We start from the raw sequence: 14,653 nt of genomic DNA, 5'->3' as shown, positions 1-14,653 counted from the left end.
CTCAGTTCATGGCTCAAGTCACCCTCAAAGGCTCCCCGGTTCAAGTCAACGGTCAACTGCCACAAGCCGGTTCCAAGGCGCCAGCCTTCTCCCTGGTGGCCGGTAATCTGTCCGACGTGACCCTGGCCAGCCTGGCCGGCAAGCGCAAAGTGCTGAACATTTTCCCAAGCGTAGACACTCCGACCTGCGCGACCTCGGTGCGCAAGTTCAACGCCCAGACCAATGATGTCGCCAACACTGTCGTGCTGTGCATCTCCGCTGACCTGCCGTTCGCCCAAGCACGTTTCTGCGGCGCCGAAGGTCTGGAAAACGTCCAGAACCTGTCGACCCTGCGCGGTGCTGAATTCATCGAGAACTACGGTGTGGCAATCGCTGATGGCCCACTCAAAGGCCTGACCGCACGTGCCGTGGTTGTACTGGATGAAAACGACAACGTTCTGTACAGCGAACTGGTCAAGGAAATTGCTGACGAACCGAACTACGAAGCTGCACTTGCTGTTCTGAAATAAGTTCGCGCTTACAATTGTTAACGGCCTGGCCCTGCCCAGGCCGTTTTCATTTGTGATTCAGTGTCTTGTCCAAACATCCTGTTACGTAAGCCGAAGGTAAATTGCCGGTAAAGCCGCTTTGCTTAATACCCGCCAGTGCTTATCGTTCAGCCTCCCGTAAAAGAAGCCCACGCGCCCAATGGTTGATCATTCAATGCAATCCTCTTCCCGTAGTCCCCGTCGCTGGCTGTTCGGCCTGCTTGTCCTGTTGATTGTCGCAGGCGTGTGCTGGAAATTCTGGCCGGCAGGCAGTGACCAAAGGGTGGCCGCAGAGCAGAAGGCCGCCGCCGGGGAAACGGGCAAGTCAGGCGGAATGCGTCCCGGTTTCGGCGGGGCGACAGGACCGATTCCTGTGCGCGTGGCGCCAGCGGTCAAGGGCGATTTCCCGCTGTACTACAAGGCATTGGGCACGGTCACCGCGCTCAACACGATCAATGTACGCAGTCGTGTCGGCGGCGAACTGATCAAGATTTCCTTCGAGGAAGGGCAGATGGTCAAGGCCGGCGATCTGCTGGCCGAAATTGATCCACGGCCGTACCAGAATGCCTTGTTGCAGGCTGAAGGCACCTTGCTGCAAAACCAGGCGCAGTTGAAAAACGCCCAGGTCGATGTTGAACGCTACCGTGGCCTGTTCCGCGAAGACAGTATCGCCAAACAGACTCTGGATACCGCTGAAGCACTGGTCGGCCAGTATCAGGGTACGGTCAAGACCAATCAGGCGGCCGTCAACGACGCCAAGCTCAATCTCGAATTCACCAGGATTCGTGCGCCAATCGCCGGCCGTGTCGGCCTGCGTCAGCTGGACGTGGGTAATCTGGTGGCGGCCAATGACACCACCGCCTTGGCGATCATCACGCAAACTCAACCCATCAGCGTTGCCTTCACCTTGCCCGAAAACAATTTGAGCGTGGTGCTGGAGCGTTATCGCTCAGGCGCCAAATTGCCTGCCGAAGCCTGGGACCGTGGCGACACCAAGTTGCAGGCCACCGGCGTGCTGCAGAGCCTCGATAACCAGATCGACGTCACCACCGGCACCCTGAAATTCAAGGCCCGCTACGATAATCGCGATCAAGCGTTGTTCCCCAACCAGTTCGTCAACGTCCACTTGCTGGCCGACACCCTCAAAGGCGTCGTGCTTGCACCGTCGGCAGCGATTCAGTTCGGCACCACCGGCACCTTTGTCTACGCACTGGATGGCGACAAGAAAGTCACGATCCGCCAGTTGAAAGTGGGTGTCAGCGACGGTGACAACACGGTGATCACCGAAGGCCTTGCCGCCGGAGATCGCGTGGTCCTGGAAGGCACCGACCGCTTGAAGGAAGGCAGCGAAGTGGAAGTAGTCAACGACAGCAAGGACGTACCGGCTACGCCGACCGAACACCTGCAAGGCAAGTCCGCGGCCAGTGCGCCTGACGCGACAGTCGACAAGGCGAAAAAGGGCGGCGCATGAACATCTCGCGGCTGTTTATCCTCCGCCCGGTAGCCACCACGCTGAGCATGCTGGCCATTATCCTGGCCGGCATCATTGCTTACCGGTTGTTGCCCGTGTCGGCATTGCCCCAGGTCGACTACCCGACCATCCGGGTGATGACGCTCTATCCCGGCGCGAGCCCCGATGTGATGACCAGTGCTGTGACGGCGCCGCTGGAACGTCAGTTCGGCCAGATGCCCGGCCTGACACAAATGGCGTCGACCAGTTCCGGCGGCGCTTCGGTGCTGACCCTGCGTTTCAGCCTCGACATCAACATGGATGTCGCCGAGCAACAGGTACAAGCCGCGATCAACGCCGCCACCAACCTGCTGCCCAAGGACTTGCCAGCACCGCCGGTCTACAACAAGGTCAACCCGGCGGATACACCGGTACTGACCCTGGCCATCACCTCGAAGACCATGCTGTTGCCCAAGCTCAATGACCTGGTCGACACGCGCATGGCGCAGAAAATCGCCCAGATCAGCGGCGTCGGCATGGTCAGCATTGCCGGTGGCCAGCGCCAGGCGGTGCGGATCAAGGTCAACCCGGAGGCGCTCGCGGCCAATGGCTTGAACCTCTCCGATGTGCGCACCCTGATCGGCGCCTCCAACGTCAACCAGCCCAAGGGCAACTTCGACGGCCCGACCCGGGTGTCGATGCTCGACGCCAACGACCAGCTGACATCACCCAAGGACTACGCCAACCTGATCCTCGCGTACGCCAACGGCGCACCGTTGCGGCTCAAGGATGTGGCGGAAATCGTCGATGGCGCCGAGAACGAACGACTGGCTGCGTGGGCTAACGAAAACCAGGCGGTATTGCTGAACATCCAGCGCCAACCCGGCGCCAACGTCATCGAAGTGGTCGACCGGATCAAGGCGCTACTGCCGAGCATCACCGACAACCTGCCAGCGGGCCTCGAGGTCACGGTCCTGACCGACCGCACGCAAACCATCCGCGCCTCGGTAACAGACGTACAGCATGAGTTGCTGATCGCCATCGCGCTGGTGGTGATGGTGACGTTCCTGTTTCTGCGCCGAGCCAGTGCCACGATCATTCCGTCGGTCGCCGTGCCGCTGTCGCTGATCGGTACGTTCGGCGTGATGTACCTCGCAGGGTTCTCGGTCAATAACCTGACCTTGATGGCCCTGACCATCGCCACCGGTTTCGTGGTGGACGATGCGATCGTCATGCTGGAGAACATTTCCCGCTACATCGAAGAGGGCGAAACACCGCTGAATGCGGCGCTCAAGGGCGCCAAACAGATCGGTTTCACCCTGATTTCCCTGACGCTCTCGTTGATCGCCGTACTGATTCCGCTGCTGTTCATGGCGGACGTAGTAGGGCGCCTGTTCCGCGAATTCGCCATCACCCTGGCGGTAGCGATCCTGATTTCCCTGGTCGTGTCCCTGACCCTCACGCCGATGATGTGCGCGCGGTTGCTCAAGCGTGAACCCAAGGAAGAAGAACAGGGCCGTTTCTATCGGGCCAGTGGTGCGGCCATCGACTGGATGATCGCGGCATACGGGCGCAAATTACAGTGGGTGCTCAAGCATCAACCGCTGACGTTGCTGGTGGCCATTGGCACGCTGGCGTTGACCGTGTTCCTCTACCTGATCGTGCCGAAAGGCTTCTTTCCTGTGCAGGACACCGGGGTGATCCAGGGGATTTCCGAGGCGCCGCAGTCGATCTCCTTTGCGGCCATGAGCGAGCGTCAACAGGACCTTGCCAAAATCATTCTCGCGGACCCGGCGGTGCAAAGCCTGTCGTCCTACATCGGCGTCGACGGTGACAACGCCACGCTCAACAGCGGCCGCTTGCTGATCAACCTCAAGCCTCACAGCGCGCGGGACCTGAGCGCGACCGAAATCATCGCTCGCCTGCAGCCGGAAGTAGACAAGCTGATCGGCATCAGGCTGTTCATGCAGCCGGTACAGGACCTGACCATCGAAGACAGGGTCAGCCGCACCCAGTATCAGTTCAGCATGTCGTCGCCGGATTCGGAGTTGCTGAGCCTGTGGAGCAACCGTCTGGTCGAAGCCCTGGCGCAACAACCAGAACTGACCGACGTTGCCAGCGATCTGCAGGACAAGGGTTTGCAGGTTTACCTGGTGATCGACCGCGATGCCGCGTCGCGCGTCGGTGTTTCGGTTGCCAACATCACCGATGCCTTGTACGACGCATTTGGACAGCGACAGATTTCCACCATCTACACCCAGGCCAGCCAGTACCGTGTGGTCCTGCAATCGCAGTCCGGCGAGAAAATCGGCCCGGACGCGCTGAACCAGATACACGTCAAGACCACCGATGGCGGCCAGGTGCGCCTGTCGAGCCTGGCGCATATCGAAGAGCGTCAAGCGCAGTTGGCCATCACGCACATCGGCCAGTTCCCGGCGGTGATGATGTCCTTCAACCTGGCCCCTGGCGTGGCGCTGGGTCATGCGGTGGAGATCATCGAGCAGGTGCAGAAGGACATCGGCATGCCACTGGGCGTGCAGACGCAGTTCCAGGGTGCCGCCGAGGCCTTCCAGGCGTCGCTGTCGAGCACCTTGCTGCTGATCCTGGCGGCGGTGGTGACGATGTACATCGTGCTGGGCGTGCTTTACGAGAGCTACATCCACCCGATCACCATCCTCTCGACCTTGCCATCGGCCGCTGTCGGCGCCTTGCTGGCGTTGCTTTTGAGTGGCAATGACCTGGGGATGATCGCGATCATCGGTATCATTTTGCTCATCGGCATCGTGAAGAAGAACGCGATCATGATGATCGACTTCGCGCTCGACGCTGAACGCAATCAGGGCCTGGACCCTGAGACCGCGATCTATCAAGCCGCGCTATTGCGTTTCCGGCCGATCCTGATGACCACACTGGCGGCGTTGTTCGGCGCCGTACCCTTGATGCTCGCCACCGGTTCCGGTGCGGAACTGCGTCAGCCTCTGGGTCTGGTGATGGTGGGCGGTTTGCTGGTGAGTCAGGTGCTGACCCTGTTCACTACCCCGGTCATCTACCTGTATTTCGACCGTCTGGGCCGTCGCTGGGGCCACAAGTCCGAGCCTGTGGAAGCGGTAGAGCAGCCATGAACCTGTCAGGACCTTTCATCAAGCGGCCGGTCGCGACCATGCTCCTGAGCCTGGCGATCATGCTGCTGGGGGGCGTTAGCTTCGGCCTGTTGCCGGTCTCACCGCTTCCGCAAATGGACTTCCCGGTGATCGTGGTCCAGGCCAGCCTGCCCGGGGCGAGTCCGGAGGTGATGGCGTCGACCGTGGCCACACCGCTCGAACGTTCCTTTGGTGCAATTGCCGGTGTGAACACCATGAGCAGTCGCTCCAGCCAGGGTTCGACCCGGGTGATCCTGCAATTTGACCTTGATCGCGATATCAACGGCGCGGCCCGTGAAGTGCAGGCGGCGATCAACGCCTCGCGCAACTTGCTGCCTAGCGGTATGCGCAGCATGCCGACCTACAAAAAGGTCAACCCGTCCCAGGCACCGATCATGGTGCTGTCGTTGACCTCCGATGTTCTGGAAAAGGGCCAGCTCTACGACCTGGCCTCGACCATTCTTTCCCAAAGCCTGTCCCAGGTGCAGGGCGTCGGTGAAGTGCAGATTGGCGGCAGCTCACTGCCTGCGGTGCGTATCGAACTCGAACCCCAGGCGCTCAACCAATACGGCGTGGCGCTGGATGACGTGCGCAACACCATCGCCAATGCCAACGTCCGTCGCCCGAAGGGTTCGGTCGAGGACGGCCAGCGGTTGTGGCAGGTCCAGGCCAATGACCAGCTGGAAAAAGCCAAGGATTACGAGTCGCTGATCATTCACTACGCGGACGGTGCAGCCTTGCGCCTGAAGGACGTGGCCAAGGTCAGCGACGGCGTCGAAGACCGTTACAACAGCGGTTTCTTCAACAATGACGCCGCTGTATTGCTGGTGATCAACCGTCAGGCTGGCGCCAACATCATTGAGACGGTCAACGAGATCAAGGCGCAGTTGCCGGCGCTGCAGGCCGTATTGCCGGCCAGCGTCAAACTGAACCTGGCGATGGATCGCTCGCCCGTCATCAAGGCCACGCTGCACGAGGCGGAAATGACCCTGCTGATCGCCGTGGCGCTGGTGATTCTGGTGGTGTTCCTGTTTCTGGGTAATTTCCGCGCTTCTCTGATTCCGACGCTGGCGGTACCGGTGTCGCTGGTGGGCACGTTCGCGGTGATGTACCTCTACGGATTCTCGTTGAATAACCTGTCGCTGATGGCGTTGATTCTTGCCACCGGCCTGGTGGTGGACGATGCGATCGTGGTGCTGGAGAACATTTCTCGCCACATCGACGACGGCGTCCCGCCGATGAAAGCCGCGTACCTCGGGGCGCAGGAGGTCGGTTTCACCTTGCTGTCGATGAACGTCTCGCTGGTGGCGGTCTTCCTGTCGATCCTGTTCATGGGCGGGATCATCGAAAGTCTGTTCCGCGAGTTTTCCATCACCCTGGCTGCGTCCATCGTGGTGTCGCTGGTGGTTTCGCTGACGTTGACACCGATGCTCTGCGCCCGCTGGCTCAAGCCGCACACGCCGGGTCAGGAAAACCGCCTGCAACGCTGGAGCCGGCGTACCAACGAATGGATGGTTGGCAAATACGCGACCAGCCTCGACTGGGTACTGCGTCATCGACGCCTGACACTGCTCAGTTTATTCGTGACAGTTGGCGTTAACATTGCGCTGTATATCGTTGTTCCTAAAACATTTATGCCGCAGCAGGATACCGGGCAGCTGATTGGTTTCGTTCGGGGCGACGACGGTTTGTCCTTCAGCGTGATGCAGCCGAAGATGGAAACATTCCGGCGCGCCGTGTTGAAAGATGAGGCGGTGGAAAGCGTGGCGGGCTTCATCGGGGGCAGTAACGGAACCAACAACGCGTTCATGCTGGTGCGATTGAAGCCAATCAAGGAACGCAACCTCTCCGCGCAGAAGGTCATCGAACGGCTGCGCAAGGAGATGCCCAAAGTCGCAGGTGCGCAGCTGATGCTCATGGCCGATCAGGACCTGCAGTTCGGCGGTGGCCGTGAACAGACTACGTCGCAGTATTCGTACATCCTGCAAAGTGCCGACCTGGGCGAGTTGCGCGAGTGGTACCCGAAAGTCGTCACAGCGCTCAAGGCCCTGCCGGAACTGACGGCGATCGACGCCCGCGAAGGCCGTGGCGCCCAGCAAGTGACGCTGATCGTTGATCGCGACCAGGCCAAGCGCCTGGGTGTCGACATGGACATGGTCACCTCGGTGCTCAATAACGCGTATAGCCAGCGGCAGATCTCGACGATTTACGACAGCCTCAACCAGTATCAGGTGGTGATGGAGGTCAATCCGAAATACGCCCAGGACCCGATCACCCTCAAGCAGGTGCAGGTGATCACCGCCGACGGTGCGCGGATTCCGCTGTCGACCATTGCCCATTATGAAGCCAGCCTGGAAGACGATCGTGTCAGCCACGAAGGTCAGTTCGCCTCCGAGAGCATTTCTTTTGACATGGCTGAAGGGACCACGGTTGAGCAGGGCACGGCCGCCATTGAGCGCGCAATCGCCCGACTGGGTATGCCGGAAGACGTGATCGTCAAAATGGCCGGTACTGCCGATGCCTTTGCCGCCACCCAGAAAAGTCAGCCCTGGATGATTCTCGGCGCGTTGGTCGCCGTGTACCTGGTGCTTGGCGTGCTCTATGAAAGCTACATTCATCCGCTGACCATTCTGTCGACCTTGCCGTCCGCCGGGGTGGGGGCGCTGCTGTCGATCTACGCGCTCGGGGGGGAATTCAGCCTGATCTCGTTGCTGGGGCTGTTCCTGCTGATCGGCGTGGTGAAGAAAAACGCCATTCTGATGATCGACCTCGCGTTGCAGCTTGAGCGACATCAAGGCATGACGCCTCTGGAATCCATTCGCAGCGCTTGCCTGCAGCGTCTGCGGCCGATCCTGATGACCACGCTGGCGGCGATCCTTGGCGCCTTGCCCTTGCTGCTCGGCCGCGCCGAAGGGGCGGAAATGCGTCAGCCATTGGGCCTGACGATTATCGGCGGGCTGATCTTCAGCCAGGTGCTGACCCTTTACACCACCCCGGTGGTTTACCTCTATCTCGACAAACTGCGCCATCGCTTCAACCACTGGCGTGGGGTGCGTACCGATGCTGCTCTGGAAACTCCGCTATGACTGACCGTTCGCTTTTCTCCCTGGCTGCACCCGTGATCACGGCCCGAGGCTCGCGATTGTTGAGCCTGGCGCTGTGCGTGGGCATGCTCAGTGCCTGTGCCATCGGCCCGGACTATCAGCGCCCGCCAGCAGCGGCACCGGTGCAATACAAGGAAGCCGCCGGATGGCGGCAAGCCAATCCCAGTGATTCCCTGGCGCGGGGTGCCTGGTGGGAGTTGTACGGCGACCAGCAGCTCAACGCACTGATCGAGAAACTCAACAGCGCCAACCAGACCGTGGCTCAATCCGAAGCACAGTACCGTCAGGCCCAGGCCTTGGTGCGCAGCGCGCGCGGTGCGTTTTTTCCGACCGTGGACTTGACCGTTGGCAAGAACCGTTCCAGCCAAGGCACGGGGAGCAGCAGTTCGAGCCTGAGCAGTTCTTCCAGCGGTATTCGCGACACCTACACGGCGCAGGCCGGTGTGAGTTGGGAGGCGGATGTCTGGGGCAAGCTGCGTCGCGGGCTCGAAGCTGACACCGCCAACGCCCAGGCGAGTTTTGCCGATCTGGCGGCGATGCGTTTGAGCCAACAGTCGGAGCTGGTGCAGAACTACCTGCAACTGCGAGTCATCGATCAGCAAAAACGCCTGCTGGAAGCCACGGTCGAGGCCTATGAGCGCTCGCTGAAAATGACTCAGAACCAGTACCGTGCAGGCGTCTCCGGCAAGGATGCGGTGGCGCAGGCCCAGACTCAGCTCAAGAGCACCCAGGCTGACATGATCGACCTGATCTGGCAGCGGGCACAGTTCGAAAACGCCATTGCCGTACTGATCGGGCTGCCTCCGGCTGACTTCAGCCTGGCAGAATCCCGGAACATTCCGGTGTTGCCAGAGGTGCCGCTGACCTTGCCATCGCAATTGCTGGAACGGCGACCGGACATTGCTTCCGCCGAACGTTCAGTGATGGCGGCCAACGCCAACATCGGCGTGGCCAAGGCGGCCTATTACCCGGACCTGACGCTGAGCCTCAATGGCGGTTACAGCAGCAGCACTTCCTCCAACTGGATCAGCGTACCGAACCGCTTCTGGTCGGTCGGCCCGCAACTGGCCATGACCCTGTTCGACGGCGGCCAGCGCTCGGCGGAAGTCGACCGCAGCGAAGCCGCCTACGACGAGACGGTGGCCAAGTACCGCCAGACCGTGCTCGATGGCTTTCGTGAAGTGGAAAATTACCTGGTCCAGCTCAAGGTGCTGGAAAACGAATCCGCAGTGCGCCAGCAAGCGCTGGACGCAGCCCGCGAGTCCCTGCGCCTGACCCAGAACCAGTACAAGGCCGGTTTGATTGCCTACCTCGACGTGGTGGTGATTCAAGCCACGGCCCTGAACAACGAACGCAGCATGCTCGATCTGCTGCAGAGTCGTCTGATCGCCAGTGTGCAACTGATCGCAGCGCTGGGCGGCGGGTGGGACGGGCACACCGAACCAATGTAGGTGAGGCCGATTCAGGAGCGCGGCTGCTGCGTCCGATCGCGGCCCGAGCCGAACGCAGCCTCGCAGGCTCGACAGCTGCTACAGAGCCGCACCACGCCTCATGTAGCAGCTGGCGAAGCCTGCGTTGGGGTGCGAAGCGCCCCCCGATTCTCAAGATCGCAACCGTAATTCCTGATTCCCGTAGCCTCTAAAGCTCGGCAATTGCGACACTCCAATGAAATCAAACAAGCGTTTCATCGGACTGCTGGCATTTTGCTCATTTTGTGAGTGCGTTCTCATTTGGAATCCGTACAATCGCCACTTTTCAGCCTCCGAGAAGGGAAGCGGTACGGAGGGGATTCAGAGAAGCCACATGCTCATCGGAAGCTATTCGCCCACGCTGGTCGTCATTTCGCTTTTTGTAGCGATTCTCGCCTCTTACACCGCGCTCGACCTCACCGAACGTATTGCCACGGCCAAGGGCCGAGCCGTGCATTTATGGACGGCGGGTGGCGCGCTGGCGATGGGGGTCGGGGTGTGGTCGATGCATTTCATCGGCATGCTCGCGTTCAAGCTGCCCATTGACCTGGGTTACGACGTCACCCTCACGTCGCTGTCGTTGCTCATTGCAATCCTCTCCTGCGGCTTTGCCCTGTGGCTGGTCAGTCAACCCCGACTGCCCGCGTGGCAACTGCTGTTCGGCGCGTTGATCATGGGGGGCGGGATCAGCGCCATGCATTACACCGGCATGGCGGCGATGCACATGCAGCCGGGTATCGATTACGACCCCACACTCTTCACGGCCTCGCTGCTGATCGCCGTCGGCGCATCGGGAGCGGCGTTGTGGATCGCCTTCCGACTGCGCCAGCACACCCCTTACGTCGCTCTGATCCGCTGTGGCGCGGCCATCATCATGGGCATCGCCATCGTCGGCATGCACTACACCGGCATGGCTGCGGCGCGTTTTCCGGACGGCAGTTTCTGCGGTGCGGCGGTCAACGGCCTGAACAGCAAGGGCCTCGACAACCTGGTGCTGATCACCACGCTGGCAGTGTTGAGCATTGCCTTGCTGACCTCGATTCTGGATGCGCGGATGGAAGCACGCACCGCGAGTCTTGCCCGTTCGCTGACCGAAGCCAACCGCGAACTGACTCAATTGGCCCTGCATGATCCCCTGACCGGCCTGCCGAATCGGGTCTTGCTCGCCGACCGGATCGACCAGGCGATGCTGATGGTCCGCGAACAAGGCGGTTGTTTTGCGCTGATGTTTATCGATCTGGACGGTTTCAAACCGGTCAACGATGCGTTCGGCCACCATATGGGCGACCAGTTGTTGCGCGAAGTCGCGGCTCGCCTGCGCGAGGACCTGCGTAGCCACGACACCCTGGCACGGATTGGTGGCGACGAATTTCTCCTGCTGGTGCAACTGGCCGAACAGAATGACGCGTTGAATCTGGCAGCACGGCAGGTCGGGTTGATCGGGCGTTCGTTCCGTGTTGCTGAACACGATTTGCAGATCTCCGCCAGCGTCGGCATCGCGATCTATCCGGGTAACGGTGAAACGGCTCAGGAGTTGCTGATGAACGCCGATGCCGCTATGTATCACGCCAAAGGCGCCGGCAAAAACGGCTACAGCTTCTTCGACGCGTCCATGAACAGTAACGCCCGCAAACAGCTGCAATTGCTGCAAGACCTGCGTGCTGCCGTGGAACAGCAGCAGTTCAGCCTGTATTACCAACCCAAGTTCGACGCCGCCAATGGCCGGCCGGTTGGCGCCGAGGCGCTGCTGCGCTGGGTACACCCGACTCAGGGCATGCTGTTGCCGGACAAGTTCATTGAGCTCGCGGAACGGACCGGCCTGATCATTCCGATTGGCGAGTGGGTATTGAACGAAGCCTGCCGGCAAATGCGCGAATGGTACGTGCTCGGTTACACCGACTGGCGCATTGCGGTGAACCTTTCTGCGCTGCAGTTCTGCCACGTCGGTCTGGTCCAGAGCGTTGCCAAGGCCCTGGCCACCCACCATTTGCCGCCCAACAGCCTGACCCTGGAAATCACCGAGACCACGGCGATGAGCGACGCCGACGCGAGTATGACCGTGCTGCAGGCGTTGTCGGAGATGGGCGTCGACCTGTCCATCGATGACTTTGGTACTGGCTATTCAAGCCTGATGTACCTCAAACGCCTGCCGGCCAATGAGCTGAAGATCGACCGTGGGTTTGTCCGCGATCTGGAACGCGACAGCGATGATGCGGCGATCGTGTCGGCCATCGTCGCCTTGGGCCAGGCTTTGGGTTTGCGCATCGTTGCCGAAGGGGTGGAAACCGACATGCAGCAGGATTTCCTGACGCAGTTGGGGTGTGATTCGTTACAGGGCTACCTGCTCGGACATCCGCTGCCGGCTGAGCGGTTCATGATGGACATTGTGCGTGGAGAGCAGCTGGCAGCGGTTAACACTTAATCCTGTAGCAGCTGTCGAGACTGCGACGCAGTCGTCGTGAGATCAGGCTGCGCGATGGTTCAGGAGCATGAGCTTGATTGACGACGACTGCGTCGCCGAACGCAGCCTCGAAGGCTCGACAGCTGCTACAAGGTTTATGCAAATCCTGCGAATGCCGGTTATTCTTGGCCCCGACTGCTTAAGCTTGCAAATGGGGAAAGACAGCATGGACAAAGTCATCGTCATCACCGGTGGGAGCCGAGGCATCGGCGCCGCGACAGCGCTACTGGCCGCCAAACAGGGCTACCGGATCTGCATCAACTATCAGGCTGACGAAGAAGCCGCGCATAACGTGCTCGAACAGGTGCGCGCCCTCGGCGCTCAAGCCATCGCAGTACGTGCCGACGTCAGCAACGAAGATGAAGTGATCGGCCTGTTTCAGCGAGTGGACAACGAGCTGGGCCGGGTCACCGCACTGGTGAACAACGCCGGTACTGTCGGGCACAAATCCCGGGTCGACGAAATGTCCGAATTTCGCATTCTCAAAATTCTCAAGACGAACGTGCTGGCGCCGATCCTCTGCGCCAAGCACGCGATCCTGCGCATGTCGCCCAAGCATGGCGGGCAGGGCGGCAGTATCGTTAACGTCTCTTCGGTGGCCTCGCGCCTGGGCTCGCCTAACGAATACGTTGATTACGCCGCCTCCAAAGGCGCGCTGGACAGTTTTACCATCGGCCTGTCCAAGGAAGTCGCGGGTGAGGGCATTCGCGTGAATGCCGTACGGCCGGGGTATATCTATACCGACTTCCATGCGTTGAGTGGCGATCCGGATCGGGTCAGCAAGCTGGAGTCAGGCATTCCGATGGCCCGGGGCGGGCGCCCGGATGAGGTTGCGGAGGCGATTGTGTGGCTGCTGTCGGACAAGGCTTCGTATGCGACGGGGACGTTTGTCGATCTGGGCGGTGGGCGCTAGACCCTGAGTAAGTTGTCGTCTGAACTGGCCCCATCGCGGGCAAGCCCGCTCCCACAGTGGAGTGGTGGAACACAGAAATTGTGAACACCTCAATACCTGTGGGAGCGGGTTTACCCGCGATGGCGGCAGGTCAGTCGACATCAATACATCAATACATCAGAACGACCGCACGATCCGTCCCAACGTCTCCATCGCCTTCTCGGCCGCTTCATCCCAAGGGCTGCCATAGTTCAGCCTGATGCAATTCCTGAAGCGCTGGGTCGGCGAAAATATCGGCCCCGGCGCAATGCTGATGCCTTGCGCCAGCGCCATCTGAAACAACTTCAAAGAATCCATTTGTGCCGGTAATTCCAGCCAGAGAAAGTACCCGCCTGCAGGCTGGCTGACCCGTGTCTGCGCCGGGAAATAACGGGCAATGGCGGCGAGCATCGCGCTTTGTTGCTCCTCCAGCGCATAGCGCAGTTTGCGCAGATGCCGGTCGTAACCACCGTGTTGCAGGTAATCGGCAATCGCCGCCTGAGCGGGCATCGACGCACACAGCGACGTCATGAGTTTCAGCCGTTCGATTTTCTGCGCGTAACGCCCGGCCGCGACCCAGCCGATGCGGTAACCAGGCGCGAGGCTTTTGGCGAAGGAGCCGCAGTGCATCACCAGGCCCTCGGTATCAAACGCCTTGGCCGGCTTCGGCGCGTGTTGGCCGTAATACAGTTCGGCGTAGACATCGTCCTCGATCAACGGCACCTGATGACGACGCAGCAACTCCACCAGTTCCTGTTTCTTCGCCTCGGGCATGGTCGCGCCCATGGGGTTCTGGAAACTGGTCATGCACCAGCACACCTTGATCGGATGCCGTTCCAGGGTCTGCGCAAGGACGCCGAGGTCGATGCCGTCGCGCGGGTGCACGGGAATTTCCACGGCTTTGAGTTTCAGGCGTTCAAGGATCTGCAGGCACGCGTAGAACGCCGGCGCTTCGATGGCCACCAGGTCGCCGGGCTCGGTGACGGCTTGCAGGCACAGGTTCAACGCTTCCAGGGCGCCATTGGTGATCAGCAGTTCTTCCATGGGCAGCATCAGGCCGCCGACCATGTAGCGCAACGCAATCTGACGGCGCAGGTGCGGATTGCCTGGCGACATGTCGGTGACCACCATGCGCGGGTCCATTTCCCGCGCGGCACTGGACAGGGAGCGTGATAACCGTTGCAGCGGAAACAGCGCCGGGCTGGGGAATGCCGAGCCAAAGGGCACGGTGTTCGGGTCTTTGATCGAGTCGAGCACCGAGAACACCAGTTCGCTGACGTCGACTTCGGTGGATTCGTTGACCTGACTGCTGATCACCGGCTCGGAAAACGGGCTTGGTGCATGGGCGTTGACGAAGTAGCCAGAGCGCGGCCGGGCGCGGATCAGGCCGCGGCGCTCCAGCAGGTAGTACGCCTGGAACACCGTCGAAGGGCTGACACCATGGGTCTGGCTGGCGTAGCGCACTGAAGGCACCCGTTGGCCGGGGCCGAGAACGCCGGAGCGGATCAGTTCAGCGATGTCGTCGGCGAATTTTTCGTAGCGTTTCATCGAATGCCCGAATTGAAATTGTT

8 protein-coding genes are annotated in these 14,653 nt (G+C 60.6%); 7 read left to right on the top strand and 1 reads right to left on the bottom strand.

Annotated elements, in window-relative coordinates; genetic code table 11:
- Nucleotides 1-8 precede the first annotated feature (8 nt).
- The 7 genes from tpx to H7698_RS25775 all read left to right on the top strand — a co-directional run bounded on the left by tpx (nucleotide 9) and on the right by H7698_RS25775 (nucleotide 13,064).
- Entirely contained in the window at nucleotides 9-509 is a 501-nt protein-coding gene (tpx, locus tag H7698_RS25805; protein WP_194693217.1) for a thiol peroxidase, read from the top strand.
- 178 nt (nucleotides 510-687) lie between these two features.
- On the top strand, nucleotides 688-1,998 hold the full coding sequence (locus tag H7698_RS25800) for an MdtA/MuxA family multidrug efflux RND transporter periplasmic adaptor subunit (protein WP_194693216.1): 1,311 nt from the start codon (nucleotides 688-690) through the stop codon (nucleotides 1,996-1,998).
- On the top strand, nucleotides 1,995-5,099 hold the full coding sequence (locus H7698_RS25795) for an MdtB/MuxB family multidrug efflux RND transporter permease subunit (protein ID WP_194693215.1): 3,105 nt from the start codon (nucleotides 1,995-1,997) through the stop codon (nucleotides 5,097-5,099). The genes H7698_RS25800 and H7698_RS25795 overlap by 4 nt, the downstream gene beginning before the upstream one ends.
- Entirely contained in the window at nucleotides 5,096-8,203 is a 3,108-nt protein-coding gene (locus tag H7698_RS25790; protein ID WP_194693214.1) for an efflux RND transporter permease subunit, read from the top strand. The genes H7698_RS25795 and H7698_RS25790 overlap by 4 nt, the downstream gene beginning before the upstream one ends.
- The gene (locus H7698_RS25785; RefSeq protein WP_162436721.1) at nucleotides 8,200-9,672 is read left to right on the top strand and encodes an efflux transporter outer membrane subunit; all 1,473 of its coding nucleotides are present in this window, start codon (nucleotides 8,200-8,202) and stop codon (nucleotides 9,670-9,672) included. Before H7698_RS25790 ends, H7698_RS25785 begins: the two co-directional genes overlap by 4 nt.
- A gap of 352 nt (nucleotides 9,673-10,024) precedes the next feature.
- Nucleotides 10,025-12,112: a putative bifunctional diguanylate cyclase/phosphodiesterase gene (locus H7698_RS25780; protein ID WP_194693213.1), complete on the top strand. Its 2,088-nt coding sequence runs from the start codon at nucleotides 10,025-10,027 to the stop codon at nucleotides 12,110-12,112.
- 205 nt (nucleotides 12,113-12,317) lie between these two features.
- Nucleotides 12,318-13,064 (top strand): SDR family oxidoreductase, encoded by a 747-nt coding sequence (locus H7698_RS25775; protein ID WP_194693212.1) that lies wholly within the window; start codon nucleotides 12,318-12,320, stop codon nucleotides 13,062-13,064.
- 156 nt (nucleotides 13,065-13,220) lie between these two features.
- Here the strand turns inward: H7698_RS25775 and mapR are convergent, their stop codons facing one another.
- On the bottom strand, nucleotides 13,221-14,630 hold the full coding sequence (gene mapR, locus H7698_RS25770) for a GntR family transcriptional regulator MpaR (RefSeq protein ID WP_194693211.1): 1,410 nt from the start codon (nucleotides 14,628-14,630) through the stop codon (nucleotides 13,221-13,223).
- Between the last annotated feature and the right edge of the window lie 23 nt (nucleotides 14,631-14,653).

The sequence above is a fragment of the Pseudomonas sp. p50(2008) genome, assembly GCF_015351605.1.
GTDB lineage: Bacteria > Pseudomonadota > Gammaproteobacteria > Pseudomonadales > Pseudomonadaceae > Aquipseudomonas.
The sequence above is the reverse complement of the archived record's forward strand: the minus strand, read 5'-3'. Positions and strand labels throughout refer to the sequence as shown.